The sequence below is a fragment of the Micromonospora sp. B11E3 genome (genome assembly GCF_039871625.1).
Taxonomy (GTDB): Bacteria; Actinomycetota; Actinomycetes; order Mycobacteriales; family Micromonosporaceae; genus Micromonospora.
Genome location: NZ_JBDPMC010000049.1, coordinates 1 through 15,448 on the forward strand (window position 1 = coordinate 1; position 15,448 = coordinate 15,448).

9 protein-coding genes, 2 tRNA genes and 2 pseudogenes are annotated in these 15,448 nt (G+C 72.1%); 6 read left to right on the top strand and 7 right to left on the bottom strand.

Features of this window, described 5'->3' with window-relative positions; translation table 11 throughout:
- Window positions 1-105 (top strand): annotated as a pseudogene (locus ABGB16_RS22255) (IS5/IS1182 family transposase); the annotation flags it as partial.
- A gap of 19 nt (window positions 106-124) precedes the next feature.
- Here the strand turns inward: ABGB16_RS22255 and ABGB16_RS22260 are convergent.
- Window positions 125-602: pseudogene (locus tag ABGB16_RS22260) on the bottom strand (hypothetical protein); the annotation flags it as partial.
- A 453-nt stretch (window positions 603-1,055) separates the two neighbouring features.
- On the opposite strand from ABGB16_RS22260, the gene ABGB16_RS22265 reads away from it, so the two are divergent.
- On the top strand, window positions 1,056-2,435 hold the full coding sequence (locus ABGB16_RS22265) for a hypothetical protein (protein WP_347670029.1): 1,380 nt from the start codon (window positions 1,056-1,058) through the stop codon (window positions 2,433-2,435).
- An 87-nt stretch (window positions 2,436-2,522) separates the two neighbouring features.
- Here ABGB16_RS22265 and ABGB16_RS22270 read toward each other — a convergent pair whose 3' ends face one another.
- The 4 genes from ABGB16_RS22270 to ABGB16_RS22285 all read right to left on the bottom strand — a co-directional run bounded on the left by ABGB16_RS22270 (window position 2,523) and on the right by ABGB16_RS22285 (window position 6,101).
- Window positions 2,523-2,795, bottom strand: coding sequence for a hypothetical protein (locus ABGB16_RS22270; RefSeq protein WP_347670030.1), 273 nt, complete (start codon window positions 2,793-2,795; stop codon window positions 2,523-2,525).
- A gap of 609 nt (window positions 2,796-3,404) precedes the next feature.
- Window positions 3,405-3,478, bottom strand: a tRNA-Ile gene (locus ABGB16_RS22275).
- A 257-nt stretch (window positions 3,479-3,735) separates the two neighbouring features.
- A complete protein-coding gene (locus tag ABGB16_RS22280) occupies window positions 3,736-5,856 on the bottom strand; it encodes an MMPL family transporter (RefSeq protein ID WP_347670031.1) in 2,121 nt (706 codons plus the stop codon).
- A gap of 169 nt (window positions 5,857-6,025) precedes the next feature.
- Window positions 6,026-6,101 (bottom strand) — tRNA-Asn (locus ABGB16_RS22285).
- 288 nt (window positions 6,102-6,389) lie between these two features.
- Between ABGB16_RS22285 and ABGB16_RS22290 the strand changes: the two genes are divergently transcribed.
- The 4 genes from ABGB16_RS22290 to ABGB16_RS22305 all read left to right on the top strand — a co-directional run bounded on the left by ABGB16_RS22290 (window position 6,390) and on the right by ABGB16_RS22305 (window position 12,985).
- Window positions 6,390-6,776, top strand: a complete 387-nt coding sequence (locus ABGB16_RS22290) for a hypothetical protein (RefSeq protein ID WP_347670032.1) — start codon at window positions 6,390-6,392, stop codon at window positions 6,774-6,776.
- 357 nt (window positions 6,777-7,133) lie between these two features.
- The gene (locus tag ABGB16_RS22295) at window positions 7,134-10,472 is read left to right on the top strand and encodes a ThuA domain-containing protein (RefSeq protein ID WP_347670033.1); all 3,339 of its coding nucleotides are present in this window, start codon (window positions 7,134-7,136) and stop codon (window positions 10,470-10,472) included.
- 85 nt (window positions 10,473-10,557) lie between these two features.
- Window positions 10,558-11,649 carry a sugar phosphate isomerase/epimerase family protein gene (locus ABGB16_RS22300; RefSeq protein ID WP_347670034.1) on the top strand — a complete coding sequence of 364 codons (1,092 nt, stop codon included), beginning with the start codon at window positions 10,558-10,560 and terminating at the stop codon, window positions 11,647-11,649.
- Between the two features lie 142 nt (window positions 11,650-11,791).
- Complete coding sequence (locus ABGB16_RS22305) at window positions 11,792-12,985, top strand: ROK family transcriptional regulator (RefSeq protein ID WP_347670035.1); 1,194 nt, start codon at window positions 11,792-11,794, stop codon at window positions 12,983-12,985.
- A gap of 44 nt (window positions 12,986-13,029) precedes the next feature.
- Here ABGB16_RS22305 and ABGB16_RS22310 read toward each other — a convergent pair whose 3' ends face one another.
- Window positions 13,030-14,040: a sugar phosphate isomerase/epimerase family protein gene (locus ABGB16_RS22310; RefSeq protein WP_347670036.1), complete on the bottom strand. Its 1,011-nt coding sequence runs from the start codon at window positions 14,038-14,040 to the stop codon at window positions 13,030-13,032.
- 320 nt (window positions 14,041-14,360) lie between these two features.
- Window positions 14,361-15,440, bottom strand: a complete 1,080-nt coding sequence (locus ABGB16_RS22315; RefSeq protein ID WP_347670037.1) for a polyprenyl synthetase family protein — start codon at window positions 15,438-15,440, stop codon at window positions 14,361-14,363.
- Window positions 15,441-15,448: the final 8 nt, after the last annotated feature.

The window sequence follows — 15,448 nt, forward strand, 5'->3', positions numbered from 1 at the left end:
TATCTGTACCTGGCCGCCGCCATCGTCACCATCCGTCAGCTCATCACTCGAGCCCGAACCCTCTACCGCTGGGACGCCCGACCCACCACTCGCAGACTCAGATGACACCTATTGCCGGTCGCTCTTAGTCAAGCAGGCCGCGTATGGCGCTCGCGAGATTGGCGAGTCTCTCGTCGGCGCGGCGGCGTCGGTGTTTGACCCATTCCTTGCCTTCGGCAGCGACACCTTCGAGGACGTGCAGGGTGTGACTGAGCCCAGCGGCGTCCAGCGACAGTTCAGCGATCTTGATTGCGTTTTCGTCGTGCTGGAGCGCCTCGTCGGCAGGTTCGCTCACTCGGACTGAGATGGGTTCTCCGTTGAAGAGCGTCAGCTCGAAGGTCTGCCGCTGTGTGGCGATCCCGTCAATCCGGACCGCGGCGACGGCGTCGAAGCGGTAATTGAGTCGTTGGGTCGTGCGGTGTGCGCCGGTTTCGAAGTCGAGATCGATGTTGACCTGCCGGACCCCGTCGTCCGTGAGCAGGAACAGCAGCAGACGGTACCGGGAGTACCGCCATGGTCTGCGGATACCGCGCCTTTTTACAGGAGGGTGCCGGTGCCTCGACCAGTACTACCTGCTGGCCGGTGACATCATACGGCTGCACCGGCTGCGCTGGGTCATGGAGACGTCGATGCTCAAGACCCTGGCCCGTAAGCACAAATCGACGGTGTCGAGAATGGCCGCCAGACACAAGGCCAAGACCGTCACACCGTACGGGCCGCGCACGTGCTTCGAGGCCCGCCTCGACCGCGATAGCAGGAGTTCACTGGTCGCACGGTTCGGCGGGATCCCGCTCAAACGGCAGAAGACAGCGGTCCTCATCGACCGGCAGCCGACCCGGCCGATCTACGCCCACAAGGAACTCATCCAGAGACTCCACAAGGGCAGAGCGTGGGCGGAACGGATTCGCCTTCTATCGACGCTTGACTACAGTCAAGCGGCACGGCCACGACGCGGTCCGCCGGCTGCGCGCGATCGCCCCCGACCTGATCGACCAGACGGCCGAGAGGAGTTCGCGATGACCGCCCGACTCCGCGAGGCGCTGCGCACCGCCGCGGCCGACGTCCCCGCGTACGAGGTGTACGAGCGGGCGCTCGCCACCGCCCGCCGCTCCCGCCTGCGGGCCGCCGGCGCGACCGCGGCGGCGCTGGCGCTGGTCGCGCTGGCCGGGGCGGTGCTGCCGCTGGTGCGTACCCCCGCGGTCGACTCGGCGGCCGACGCGCAGGCCGCGCTGCCCGACCGGGTCGGCGTGCCCCCCTTCGGCAGCCTGCACGCCACCGACCGGCCGCGACTCGGCCCCGCCTCGGTGATCTTCACCGGGCAGGCTCCGGGGCTGATGTGGGGCGACGAGGGCAGCATCGTCGCGGTCGTTGGTGCGGACACCGACCGCTACCGGATCATCAAAGGCGAGCGGGAGGCGCAGGCCGGCGAGGACATCGTGCTGTCCCCCGACGGTCGCCGGGTCGCCTTCAGGTCGGTCGGCTTCGCGCGCCCCCGCGTGGAGATCGTCGACCTGGTGGCCGGGCGCAGCCGTACCGTCGCCAGCGGAGTGTCCGGCACCGTGATGGCCGAACCGGCGGCGTGGTCGCCGGACGGCCGGGCGCTGGTCGTCCGGGACACGGTGCCGACAAGTCCGGAACGCAGCGACTACCGCGAGGTGCTGAGCATCGTGTGGCTGGACGGCAACCGCCCGACCCGGCTGGCCGACGGTCACGAGAGGGGCGCGTCGCCGGTCGCGTTCGCCCCGGACGGCGCGCGGCTCGCCTTCCAGACCGGGCGGACGGTCACGGTCACCGACCTGGACGGTCGGCGGCTCTCCGCGTTCAGCCTCGCCCCCGACACGGAACTGGCCGGCAAGGGCGCCTGGAGCAGCGACGGCCGGACGCTGACGGTTGCCCGGCGGGACGGCGGCAGTTGGAGCCTGCGGCGCATCGACCCGGCCACGGGCCGGGACCTCGGCGCGACGGACACGCCGGCCGTCTCCGGTGTGACCGCCATCCGGCTCCTTGGCTGGGCAGCGGACGGGTCCGCCCGGGTCGTCGCCTACCAGCCCGTTCCCCACGCGCCGGCCGCGTTCGACGCACCCCTCGACATGGATCAGCGACTGGCCTCCCTCAACGTCGGCACCGTCCGGGTGCTGGCCCTCCACCGGGGCGCGGACTCCCCCACCACCCTGCTCACCGCCCCGGAAGACGTCGTCGGGATCGACGTCTGCGACGACCTGGTCCGCAGCGGTCGCACCCGCCACGCCAGCCCGCCGGGCGGCGGGGTGGGCCCCCGATTCTGGTACTGGGTGGCCCTCATCACCGTCCTGGTGGCCGGCATCGCGGCGTACCGCAACCGCGGAGGGCTGGCGCTCTGGCTCCACAACCGGCGGGTCAGGCGCGCGCGTAGATAGTTGGCGCGGTACCGCCGGTGACGTCCCGGGCTGGCCCCGGCCGAGCAACGAGCGGCCCTTCCCCGCACCGGGAAGCTCGTGTCCGGGTCAGAACTTGCGCATCTCGTCCAGCACCAGCCGCCAGTTGACCGGATGGCTGTGGCTGGCCGGGTAGCTCTCCGTCTGATCGAGCTGGTCCAGGACAGCGTGGGCCATGGTGCTGAGGGCTTCGCGGAGGTGGTAGATGTCGGCCGCGAGCTTGTCGTCCTCGACGTAGCCGCCCCAGCCGCCCTCGGCGATCCTGGCGGCACGCTGCTCCGCCAGGTTCCGCAGCCTGTGCAGGGCGGCGCCGGCGAGCTGGTGCCAGTAAAGGTTCGACATCTGTACGGTCGCGCTGCCGTCGGGCTCGCTTCCAACTTCGGGGCGGGGTGCATTCATGTGTCCTCCAGGGAGATGGGCGGTGGATTGAGGTGGTGCCTCCTCTCGGGAAGATGACGTCGGGTGATGGTAGGCGGGCAGTGGCACCGGCCCGACCCCTCGCGATCAACAGCGTGTCGGCCAACACCGCCACGGATGGCCTTCCGGCACCCGCTTCTACCGGTAAAAACGGCCCTCACATCGCTACCCGCTGCCCATCGCCCTCTTGCGGACCGGATGTGGACTGCACGGCGTAGCTTCCACCGCCTGCCGGTCATAGGCTCGCTTCGTGACGTCGGTGATCGAGATGGTGGGGTGCTGGTGGCACAGGCGACCGCCGAAAGGTTGACTCTGGCCTCCCGCGACGCGTCGATAGCGCTCGCTGTACGACGTGGATGTCCTGAAGGTGTGAGGGGCGACTCCCACAACTGCTGAACCGGTGCCCCAGGCATGGCGGATCCAGCGGAGTCGTACCCGTCTTCAAAATCCCCACAGACACGGCGATGCCCCCGCCCGAAACGGACGAGGGCACACACGATGATCAACCACTGGTTCGCACAATGGTGCGGTCGGTGGGGCGGGCGGGACTCGAACCCGCGACCGAGGGATTATGAGTCCCCTGCTCTAACCGGCTGAGCTACCGCCCCGCAGCCGCGCCGGATCGTAACCCGCCCGGTGGATCACCGGCCAGTGCGAAACAGCGCCGCACGCACCCTCGACGTCGCACGATGGGCTACGCGAGGATAACAGTACGCTGCAGCGCTACGCCGTCCCCTTCGTACCCGGTCGGGCCGTTCCTCCGGGCGCCCCATCCGGGCCCCCTGGGGGCGACCGACGAAGGGTGGCGTTCGCCGTCCAGTACAGCCAGCCGACCGCCGGCAGCCGTCAGCCCGGGGTGCGCAGCTCAGCGCGCATGCCGGGCCGCCCGTCGCGCCGCGCGGCCCAGCCGGCTCGGCCACCACACGGGCGGCCCGATGTCGTACGACAGGGCGGGCACCAGCAGCGAGCGGACGACGACGGTGTCGAGCAGGACCCCGACGGCCACCGCGACGCCCAGCTCGACGAGGACCACCAGCGGCAGCACGGCGAGCGCGGAGAACGTCGCCGCGAGCACGATGCCGGCGGAGGTGATCACGCCGCCGGTGAGGGTGAGGCCGGCGAGCACCCCGGGCCGGGTGCCGCGCCGGACCGACTCCTCCCGGACCCGGCTCATCAGGAAGATGTTGTAGTCGATGCCGAGGGCGACGAGGAAGACGAACGCGAACAGCGGGAACGACTGGTCGACGCCGGGGTAGTCGAGGGCGTACCGGAAGATCAGCCCGCACAGGCCGAGCGTGGCGAGGAACGACAGCACCACGGTCGCGATGAGCAGCACCGGGGCGAGCAGGGCGCGCAGCAGCAGGGCCAGCACGACGGCGATCACCGCGAGCACCACCGGGATGATCACGTTGCGGTCCCGGGCGGACGCGTCGGCGGTGTCGACGTTGACCGCGGTGAAGCCGCCGACCACCGACTGGGAGTCGGGCACCCGGTGCACCGCCTCCCGCAGCTTCCGCACGGTCCGCTCGGCGCCGACGCTGTCGGGCCGGTCGGCCAGGGTGGCCTCCAGCTGGACCCGGCCGCCGACGACCGCGGGTGGGGCGTTCGCGTCGGGCGGTGCGGCCGAGCCACGCCCGGTGACCGGCCGGACGGACGCCACCCCGGGCACCGCCTCGGCGACCCGGGCGACCTGCTGGGCCGTCTCCTGACTGGTGAAGATGGTGGCCGGGCTGCCCGCGCCGGCCGGGTAGTGCCGGGAGATCGCCTCCTGCCCGGCGACGGAGTCGGTGCGCGTGGTGAACAGCTCGCTCTGGCCCAGGGTGGTGACGTGCAGCTGGGTCAGGCCGACGGTGAGCACGGCCAGGGCGGCGGCGGTGACCAGCCAGACCGGCCGGGCGCGGCGGGCCACGAAGCCCGCCACCCGGCTCCAGATCCCGTGCTCGGCGCGGGGGTCGGCCCGGTCCGCCTCCGGCCGGCGGGGCCAGAACGCCCAGCGCCCGCCGAGGAGCAGCAGCGCGGGCAGGAAGGTGAGCATCACCAGCAGCGTGGCGGCGATGCCGACGGCCGCGACCGGGCCGAGCGCCCGGTTGGAGTTGAGGCTGGACAGCAGCAGGCAGAGCAGGCTGACGATGACGGTGCCGCCGGAGCCGACGATCGCCGGGGCGGCGCCCCGCCAGGCGGCCCGCATCGCGTCCCAGGCGCGCCGGTGCCGGTGCAGCTCCTCCCGGTACCGGGCGATGAGCAGCAGCGCGTAGTCGGTGCCGGCGCCGAAGACGAGGACGGTGAGGATGCCCTGCGCCTGCCCGTTCAGGGTGACGAGGTCGGCGTCGGCGAGGACGTAGACGAGCAGGGCCGCCAGGGCGTACGACATCCCGGCGGCGAGCAGCGGGAGGATCCACAGCACGGGGCTGCGGTAGACGACCAGCAGGATGACCAGCACCACGAGGAGGGTGACGAGCAGCAGCGGCCCGTCGATGGCCCGGAACACCTCGATCAGGTCGGCGAGCAGGCCGGCGGGGCCGGCGACGTGCACGGTCAGGCCGCCGGTGTCGGCGCCGGCGACGGCCCGCAGCTCGTCGACCACGCGGCCGATCCGTTCCCCCTCGGCGTCGTCGATCGGCACGACGACCTGGAGCGCCTGGCCGTCCCGGCTGGGTACCGGCGGCGGGATCGGCGGCACCACGCCCCGTACCCCGGCGAGGCGCGCGGCGTCGGCGGCGGCCCGCCGTCGGTCCGCCTCCGTGATCCCGGTGGCCCGCTCGTAGACGACCAGGGCGGGAGTGGTCCGCCGTTCGGCGAACCCGGCGGCGAGGTCCTGCGCCCGGGTCGCTTCGGCGTCGGCGGGCAGGAAGGCGGCGTTGTCGTTGGTGGCGACCTCGCCCAGTCGCCCGGAGTACGGCCCGGCCACCATGCCGACGACCAGCCAGGCGACCACGACCAACGCCGCGATCAGCGTGGCCGCTCCCCGGCCCCGTCCCGTCGCCATTCGGCCATGGTGCCGGCGGAAGCCGCCCGAGGTGTGAGGAAGGGCTCCGTGTTAACGCTTCCGGTAGAGAAACGCCCCGGGGCGTGGCCGCCGAGCGGCAAAACGAGCCGAGGGAGACCCATGGAGCAACTACGCCCGCCGGTGTGACCGACGGGCGTTTGATGAGAGGTGGCTCCCCCGTTTGGACTCGAACCAAAAACCTGCCGGTTAACAGCCGGCTGCTCTGCCAATTGAGCTACGGGGGACCGCATGACGCCTGGTTCCGGATCTCTCCGGCACCCGGCGACGGGACAAGAGTACAGGACTCCCGGGGGGTTCGCGCCAGGGGGTTGTCGACGGGCCGGGCCTGTGGCGGACCCAGGGCGAAACGCCGAGAAAGCAGACAAATCGCCATCCAGGCCCAACCAGGCATGAGCGCGGAGCAGGATGGGTAGTTAGCTGCCAACGCAGGACGTAGGCGCGAACGGGTCGCCGCCGACGGGGCTCCTTTCCCCGGAAGCGGCGACGGCGCGTCAGGTACGGAAGGAGCCGCCATGCGCGGAAAGATCATGTTCCTAGGCGGGCTGGCTGCGGGATTCGTCCTGGGCGCCCGTGCCGGTCGGGAGAAGTACGAGGAGTTGGTCGTCCGGGGCCGCAAGGTGCTCGACCACCCGACCGTCCAGGAGGCGGCGGGTGTCGCACAGGCCCAGGCGAACCGGCTCTACAGCGAGGGCAAGGACAAGCTGAGCCAGACGAAGCTGGGCGAGAAGCTCGGCGCCAACGGCAGGCAGGGCCTGACCCCCGCCGACAGCGCGTACGCGGGCACGCCGGCCGCGGTCGGCAGCAAGTCCGGCGGCAGCGCGTCGGGCACGAGCTCGACCGGGTCGCCCTCGGGCAGCACCAAGCCGTCCGGCCCGAACAACAACAGCAGCACGCTCTGACCGACCGTACGCGACGGGCCGGCCGCCTTCGGGCGACCGGCCCGTCGCCGTGTTGGGGTTGGCCTGGCTCCGCGTGGGATCGGCCCGCCGGCCGGGACCCGCCGTCGCCGGCACCGGTCCGCCGCCGCGTGGCGACGAGGAGACGCCGAGGCCTCACCCCCCGTCGAACTTTCGCCACTTTGGAGCAAAAGTTAGGGCGACTCCGCGAAAACTTGTGCGCTGAAGCCCTTCTCTTTCCCCGTCAGCGCAAATATGGTCCTGCCTAAGAACCTGGCCAGGCTCTAGTCACCTCTTCAAGCGACCACCTCAGCCACGTCCCACCGCTGAGGTGGACCCGCCTGACCAGAGCGAGGTTCGATGCGCATACCCATCGGCCGCAGGGCCGCCACCCACCTCAGCCTGCTCGCACTCGTCGGCGCGACGCTCGTCGCGACAGGGGAACAGCAGCCGACCCCGGCGCTCGCCGCGCCGACCACCACCACCGACCCGGCCGACAACGGCAGGGACTACCGGGTGCTCGTCTTCACCCGGTCCGCCGGGGGCAGCCACGCCGCCACAGCCGCCGGCGTGGCGGCCATCGAGCAGCTCGGCCAGGAGCGCCGGTTCGCCGTCCAGGTGACCGACGACGCCCGCAAGTTCGACGAGGAACACCTCAAGCAGTACCGGGTCGTGGTCTTCCTGAACACCGCCGGGGAGATCCTGAACGACGCCCAGCAGGCCGCCTTCGAGCAGTACTACCGCGACGGCGGCGGCTTCGTCGGCGTCCACTCCGCGATCGAGGCGGAGCCGGACTGGTCGTTCCTCACCAACGTGCTCGGCACGCGGGCCACCGGCGCCGCGCCGGTCAGCCCGGCGACCGTCACCGTCGCCGACCGGGTCCACCCCGCGTCCGAGACGCTGCCCGAGCGCTGGCGGCACACCGACCGCTGGTACAACTTCGCGGCCAACGTCCGGGGCGTCTCGCACGTGCTGGCCACGGTGGACGAGAAGACGTACACCGGCGGAAGCATGGGCTTCGACCACCCCGTCACCTGGTGCAAGGACTACCAGGGCGGCCGGTCGTTCTACACCGGACTCGGCGCCACGCCGGAGAGCTTCGACAGCACCGACCTGCGGGCCCACCTGGGCGGCGCGATCCAGTGGGCCGCCGGCGTGACCGACGGCGACTGCGGCGCGACCGTGCTGGCCAACTACGAGATGACGGTCATCGGGGCGCAGCCCAACGTCAACGAGCCGATCGGCTTCGACGTGCTCCCCGACGGCCGGGTGCTCCAGACCGACCGCCGTGGCGGCGTCCGGCTGCACGACGCGAAGGCCAACACGACCAAGGTGCTGGCGCAGATCCCGGTCTACACCCACAGCGAGGACGGGATGTACGGGCCGGCGGTCGACAACGACTTCGCCACCAACAAGTGGGTCTACCTGTACTACGCGCCGCCGCTGAACACCCCCACCGGCAGCGCGCCGACCACCAGCACCGACCCGTCGACCTGGGACCAGTGGAAGGGCTACTTCCAGCTGTCCCGGTTCAAGTTCGTCGACGGCGAGGACCCGTCGCTGGACCTCGCCACCGAGCAGAAGATCCTCCAGGTCCCCGTCGACCGGGGCGCCTGCTGCCACGTGGCCGGCGACATCGCGTTCGACTCGAAGAACAACCTGTGGCTGGTCACCGGCGACGACACCCCGTCGGGCGCCGGCGGCTCGGGCGGCTTCTCGCCGCACAACGACTCGGTCAGCGACGCCGGCGTGTACCAGGCGCCGTTCGCGGACGCCCGGCGCAGCTCCACGAACACCAACGACCTGCGCGGCAAGGTCCTGCGGATCACCGTCGGCCCGGACGGGTCGTACACGGTGCCGGAGGGCAACATGTTCCCGGAGGCGCAGGACCCGGGTGACAAGACCCGGCCGGAGATCTACGCGATGGGCTTCCGGAACCCGTTCCGGATCACCCTCGACTCCGACGACGTCGCCTACGTCACCGACTACTCCCCCGACTCCCGCGACCCGGCGGTCGGCCGGGGCCCTGCCGGCACCGGCCGGATGATGGTCGTCGACAAGCCGGCGAACTACGGCTGGCCGATGTGCGTGCAGCCGAACCTGCCGTACATCGAGATGAACTGGACCACCAGCCCGATCTCGCCGGTCGCGCCGTTCGACTGCGCGGCGCCGAAGAACACCTCCCGGCACAACACCGGCCTGACCGACCTGCCGCCGGTGGAGAAGTCCGAGCTGTGGTACTCGTTCAACGCGCCGACCCCGTGCCCGGAGTCGTACCTGTCGACGCCGACGCAGACCTGCCCCGTGCTCTTCCCCGAGCTGGGCACCGGCGGCGTCGGCCCGCACGGCGCGGCGAAGTACGACTTCGACCCGGAGCTGAGGTCGGAGACGAAGTTCCCCGAGTACTTCGACGGCGCGATCTTCTTCGGTGAGTTCACCCGCGACACCCTCAAGGAGGTCCGGCTCGACTCGAACGGCGACATCCTGAAGATCAACAATGTGCTGAACTGCGGACAGGCGCCCACCACGCCGGCCAAGCCGTTCCTGTGCGACAACCCGATGGACATGCGCTGGGGCGCGGACGGCAGCTTCTACCTGCTGACGTACGGCGACGGGTTCTTCAACATCAACCCCGACGCCGCGATGGTGAAGTTCAGCTACGTCAAGGGCCTGCGGGCGCCCAGCGCGGTGCTCAACGCCACCCCGACCAACGGGCACGCCCCGCTGACCGTGGCGTTCTCCAGCGAGGGGTCGAAGGACCCGGACCCGGCCGACTCGATCTCGTTCGCCTGGGACTTCGACGGCAACGGCACCGTCGACTCGATCGACCCGAACCCGTCGCACACGTACACCGCGAACGGCGTGTACACCGCGCGGCTGACGGTGACCGACTCCAGTGGCAAGACCGCGTCGGCGAACACCACGATCACGGTCGGCAACACCGCGCCGACGGTCACCGTGAACACTCCGCTGAAGGGCGGCTTCTTCGAGTGGGGTGACGACATCCCCTGGTCGGTGACCGTCACCGACCCCGAGGACGGTCCGGTCGACTGCGCCAAGGTCGAGGTGACCTTCGTCCTGGGCCACGACAGCCACGGGCACGGCGAGGCCAACCAGTTCGGCTGCTCCGGGGTGCTGCCCACGGACCCGGACAACGCCTCGCACGGCGGCTACATCTACGGCGTGGTCAGCGCCTCGTACACCGACAAGGGGGCCAACGGGCAGCCGGCGCTGACCACGGTGGACCAGCAGATCATCCAGGACAAGCGGCAGGAGGTCGAGTTCGCCACCGACGAGTCCGGCACCACGGTCGGCACCAGCGCCGACACCGGCGGCGGGCTGCAGCGCGGCGGCCTCGACCCGGGCGACTGGATCGCGATCAACAACACCGTGAACCTGAAGAACATGGAGTCGGTGACGCTGCGTACCTCCGGCGGCAGCGCCACCACCGCCGGGCAGCCCCGGTTCGGCGTCCAGTTCCGGCTGGACTCCCCCACCGGCCCGCTGCTGGCCACCGCCACGGTGAACGCGACCAGCGGCAACAACGCGTTCACCAGCACCACCGTCCCGTTCACCGGCCCGGGCGGGTCGCGCAAGCTCTACCTGGTCCTCACCACCGTCCCGGGTGGTCCGACCAGCGGCTTCGGCAACCTCAACTGGGTCCACTTCAACGGTCAGGGCATCGGCGTCACCCCCTGACGCCGCCGGCGCGGGTGGGGCCGGGCGGCCCCACCCCACTTCCGAGCACACCATCACCAACCCCCAAGGAAAGGCAGACACCGACATGAGTGACAGCCAGCAGGGCCTGAGCCGCCGCCGGGTGCTCGGCGCCGCCGCCGGCGTGGCCGGCGCGGCGACGCTCGGCGCCACCGCGTTCGCCTCGCCCGCCAGCGCGTCCTCCGCCAACGCCGACGCGGGCAACGGCCTGCTCGTCCCGACCGGCAAGCGGGGCATCATCCTCTACAGCGTCCGCGACCGGATCGGCGCCGCCCCGGACGACAGCGGCGTCGCGTACGGCTTCGAGCGGGTGCTCGGCCGGCTCGCCGAGATCGGCTACAAGGAGGTGGAGTTCGCCGGCTACAACCAGAACACCGCCATCCTCGGCCGGCAGATCACCCCCGAGGAGATCCGCAAGATCCTCGACGACAACGGGCTGCGCGCCAACGGCTCGCACGCCTCGATCCCGAGCACCGTCACGCCGGACACCGTCGCGGCGTTCGAGCGCACCCTGGACACCGCCGAGATCCTCGGCATGACGCACATCGGCACCGGCAGCGACCCGACCAGCAGCAACTACAAGGCCGACTGGGACGCCGCCGCCGACCGCTGGAACTTCTTCGGCGAGATGGCCGCCGCGCGCGGGCTGAAGCTGTACACGCACAACCACGACGCGGCGTACAACTTTCTCCTCGACAGCGGCCCGCTCGACGGGCTGGGCCGACCCACCCGCTCCTCCGGCGTCCGGAAGCTGGAGTACTTCATCGGGCAGACCAACCCGGAGTGGGTCTGGTTCGAGATGGACATCTTCTGGGCGCACGTCGCCCAGTACCGGTACAAGACCTACACCGACGCCGACGGCGTGGCGCAGACGAACGTCTTCGACCCGCTGGCGGTGGTCGCCGCCCAGCCGATCCGGTTCCCGCTGTTCCACGCCAAGGACGGCGCGTTCAACCCGGCCACCACCAACGGGTACGACATGGTGCCGCTCGGCCAGGGCGACATCGACTATGGTGACTTCTTCGCCAACATGGGCGCGAAGGGCTACCACAACCCGATGTGGGAGCAGGACAACGCGCCCGGCGGCACGGCCGACCCGGGCCGGTCGCTGCGCTACGCGGAGGTCAGCTACCAGCACATGTCGGGCCTGCGGGGCTGAACCGACCCGAGAGGCGGGGCCGCGTCCGGGCAACCGGGCGCGGCCCCCGTCTACCCGGCCCCGTGCCGGATGCCTTTCCACCCGCCGCCCCGCGCGGTCGGCGAAGTGGGCGACGGGGGAGGATTTCCGCGGAGGTGGCACGATGACGTTCGTCGGACCGGAGAACGCCGAGCAGGCGCGGCTGCTGCGCCTGCTCCGCGACGACGGCCCCCGGTCCCGGGTCGAGCTGGGCGACGCGCTGGGCCTGTCCCGGGCCCGGCTGACCGCCGAGGTCGACCGCCTCGCCGCCCAGGGCCTGGTGGAGACCGCCGGCCCGGCCGCGTCCCGGGGCGGGCGCCGGTCCTCGTTGCTGCGCGTCGCCGCGCAGGTCCGCTTCGCCGGGGTCGCGATCGGCCCCGCCGAGGTGGACGTCGCGCTGACCGACGGCGAGCTGACCGTGCTGGCCCGGCGCCGGGAGCCGGTCGGCCCCCGCCTCGGGCCCGAGGCCACCATCGCCCGCACGCTGGAACTGCTCGGCAAGGTCCGCGCCGAGCTGGGGCTGGGCCGGCTGAGCGGGGTGGGGGTGGGCCTGCCCGCGCCGGTCTCCTTCCGGGACGGGGTGCCGGTGTCACCGCCGGCCCTGCCCGGCTGGCACGGGTTCGGCGTCCGCGACGTGCTCGCCGCCGAGTTGGGCTGCCCGGTGCTGGTCGACAACGACGCGAACGTGATGGCGCTGGGCGAGCAGCACGCCGGCACCGGCCGCGCCTTCGACGACTTCCTCTACCTCAAGCTCGGCACCGCCATCGGCTGCGGCATGGTGCTCGGCGGGACGCTGCACCGGGGCGCCACCAGCGGCGCCGGCGGCATCGCCCACCTGCGCCTCGGCGAGGGCGACGGCGACGGCCCGCTCTGCGGGTGCGGCGAGAGCGGCTGCCTGGAGGCGTACTGCGGGGACGACGCCCTGGTCCGGGAGGCCATGGCCGCCGCCGAGGCCGGACGGTCGCCCGCGCTCGCGGCCCGGGTGGCCGAGGCCGGCGGGCTCACCGTGGCCGACGTGGCGCGCGCCACCACCGCGGGCGACCCGGCCGCGCAGGCCCTGGTACGCGGGGCCGCGCGCCAGGTCGCCCACGTCCTGGTCGGCCTGGTGAACTTCGTCAACCCGGGCATCGTGATCATCGGCGGGACGGCGCCGGGCGTGGGGCCGACGATGCTCGCCGAGATCCGGTCCGTCGTCTACCGCCGGTCGCCCCCGCTGGCCACCGGCAGCCTGCCGATCGTCCTGTCCGACCTCGGCGACCGGGCCGGCGTGGTGGGCGCGGCCCGCCTCGCCAGCGACCACGTCTTCGCCGCCCCCTGACGGGCGGGCCAGCCAGGGTTCGACCGGCCCGCGCCCGCTCGGGCTCAGTCCCGGCTGCTGCTGAACGCCGCGTCGAAGGCGGCGGCCGGGGCGTCGAAGGCGAGCCGCCGGACGAACTGCAGCGCCTCGGGCGCCCCGACCAGGCGGTCCATCCCGGCGTCCTCCCACTCGATGGAGATCGGGCCGGCGTACCCGATGGCGTTCAGCGCCCGGAAGCAGTCCTCCCACGGCACGTCGCCGTGGCCGGTGGAGACGAAGTCCCAGCCGCGGCGCATGTCGGCCCAGGGCAGGTGGGAGGCAAGCCGGCCGCGCCGGCCGTCGCCGGTACGCACCTTCGCGTCCTTGCAGTCGACGTGGTAGATCCGGTCGGCGAAGTCGAAGATGAAGTTCACCGGGTCCAGTTCCTGCCAGACGAAGTGCGACGGGTCCCAGTTCAGCCCGAACGCGGGCCGGTGCCCGATCGCCTCCAGCGTCCGCTTGGTCGTCCAGTAGTCGTACGCGATCTCGCTGGGGTGGACCTCGTGGGCGAAGCGGACGCCCACCTCGTCGAACACGTCGAGGATCGGGTTCCAGCGGTCGGCGAAGTCCTGATAGCCGCGCTCGATCATCGACGGCGGGACCGGCGGGAACATCGCCAGGGTGTGCCAGATCGACGAGCCGGTGAAGCCGACCACCGTGTCGACGCCGAGCCTCGCCGCTGCCCGGGCGGTGTCCTTGATCTCCTCGGCGGCGCGACGGCGTACGCCCTCCGGCTCGCCGTCGCCCCAGATCCGAGCCGGCAGGATGTCCTGGTGCCGCTCGTCGATCGGGTGGTCGCAGACGGCCTGGCCGACGAGGTGGTTGGAGATGGCGAAGACCTGCAGGTTGTGCTTCGCCAGGGTCTCCCGCTTCCGGTCGACGTACGACTCGTCGGCGAGCGCCCTGTCGACCTCGAAGTGGTCGCCCCAGCAGGCGATCTCCAGCCCGTCGTAGCCCCACTCGGCGGCGAGCCGGCAGACCTCGTCGAACGGAAGGTCGGCCCACTGGCCGGTGAAGAGCGTGATGGGTCGCGCCATTGTCCTTCTCCCCTGTCGTGCGTGGTGGGGGATTCCGTGATGCGGGACCGGGGCGAGGGCGACCGGGCGGATACCAGGTGCGCGGCGGACCGTCGGGGTGCACCGGCGGGCGCGTCCGCGCCTGGACCCAGCGGGTTGCGCCTCCCGCCGGACACCGGCCACCCCACAGGGTCGCCACCCCCACTCTATTCCGCCCCGCACCCCGCACGGAAGCCCCGCACCCCACTCCCCGCGATCTTGCACTTTCGGCCCCCGGTTCGCGGCTTTCCCCCGGATTGCCGGGGCACCAACTGCCAGATCGCGGGGCGTTCCGCAGCGGGTCAGGTCGTGCGGTGCACGGTGCGGGCGGCCAGGTCGGCCAGCGCCCTGCGGGCCGCGGGGGTGAGCGGGGCGTCGGACAGGACCCGCAGCGCGGCCTCGGCGCGTACCCGGATCATCCGCTCGATCTCCTCCCGGGCGCCGGTGGCCTCGATGATGCCGCGCAGCTCGGCCGCGCCGTCGGCGTCCAGGGACGGGTTGCCGAACAGCTCCCGCAGCCGGGCGCCCTGCGCCCGGTCCGCCGCCGCCCTGGCCAGCGCCATCATCACCGTCGGCTTGCCCTCGCGCAGGTCGTCCAGGACGGACTTGCCGGTGACGTTCGGGTCGCCGAAGACGCCCAGCACGTCGTCGCGGAGCTGGAACGCGTCCCCGAGCGGGTCGCCGAACTCGGCCAGCGTCGCCAGCAGCTCGGCCGACGCGCCGGCCAGGGCCGCGCCGATCTGCAGCGGCCGGGTCACCGTGTACCGGGCGGCCTTGAGCCGGATCACGGTGAGCGCGCTGGCCACCGAGCCGTCGCCCACCCCGGAGACCAGGTCCAGGTACTCCCCCGCGATCACCTCCGTGCGCATCGTGGCGAACACCGCGTACCCCCGGTGCACCTCGTCCCGGCTCAGCCCGCACTCGTGGAACATCTGGTCCGACCAGGCCGCGCAGAGGTCCCCGCAGAGCAGCGCGGTGTTGCGCCCGTACGCCTCGGGGTCGCCCCGCCAGGCGGAGCGGGCGTGCAGGTCGGCGAAGAGCCGGTGCACCGTGGGCCCGCCCCGCCGCTGGTCGCTGCGGTCGAGGATGTCGTCGTGGATCAGGGCGAACGCGTGGAACAGCTCCAGCGCCGCCGCGGCGACCACGATGGGCCCGCCGTCCCCGCCGGCGTCGTCCCCGCCGGCGCCCCGCCAGCCCCAGTAACAGAACTGCGGGCGCAGCCGCTTGCCGCCGGCCAGGACGAACCGGTACAGGGCGGTGAACACCCCGCGGGGCGCCCCGTCGGGCCACTGCAGCGCCTGCCGGTCGAGGAAGGCGGCCAGTTCGGCGTCGACCCGGGTACGCAGGCCGCTCGAGTCGGTGGGTGCGACCGTCGCCGTCATGTGTCCTC

Excerpts from the sequence above, each read along its gene's own strand:
- ABGB16_RS22315 (WP_347670037.1), bottom strand. The coding sequence starts at position 15,440 with ATGACGGCGACGGTCGCACCCACCGACTCGAGCGGCCTGCGTACCCGG.
- ABGB16_RS22280 (WP_347670031.1), bottom strand. The coding sequence starts at position 5,856 with ATGGCGACGGGACGGGGCCGGGGAGCGGCCACGCTGATCGCGGCGTTG.
- ABGB16_RS22290 (WP_347670032.1), top strand. The coding sequence starts at position 6,390 with ATGCGCGGAAAGATCATGTTCCTAGGCGGGCTGGCTGCGGGATTCGTC.
- ABGB16_RS22300 (WP_347670034.1), top strand. The coding sequence starts at position 10,558 with ATGAGTGACAGCCAGCAGGGCCTGAGCCGCCGCCGGGTGCTCGGCGCC.
- ABGB16_RS22265 (WP_347670029.1), top strand. The coding sequence starts at position 1,056 with ATGACCGCCCGACTCCGCGAGGCGCTGCGCACCGCCGCGGCCGACGTC.
- ABGB16_RS22270 (WP_347670030.1), bottom strand. The coding sequence starts at position 2,795 with ATGTCGAACCTTTACTGGCACCAGCTCGCCGGCGCCGCCCTGCACAGG.
- ABGB16_RS22295 (WP_347670033.1), top strand. The coding sequence starts at position 7,134 with ATGCGCATACCCATCGGCCGCAGGGCCGCCACCCACCTCAGCCTGCTC.
- ABGB16_RS22305 (WP_347670035.1), top strand. The coding sequence starts at position 11,792 with ATGACGTTCGTCGGACCGGAGAACGCCGAGCAGGCGCGGCTGCTGCGC.
- ABGB16_RS22310 (WP_347670036.1), bottom strand. The coding sequence starts at position 14,040 with ATGGCGCGACCCATCACGCTCTTCACCGGCCAGTGGGCCGACCTTCCG.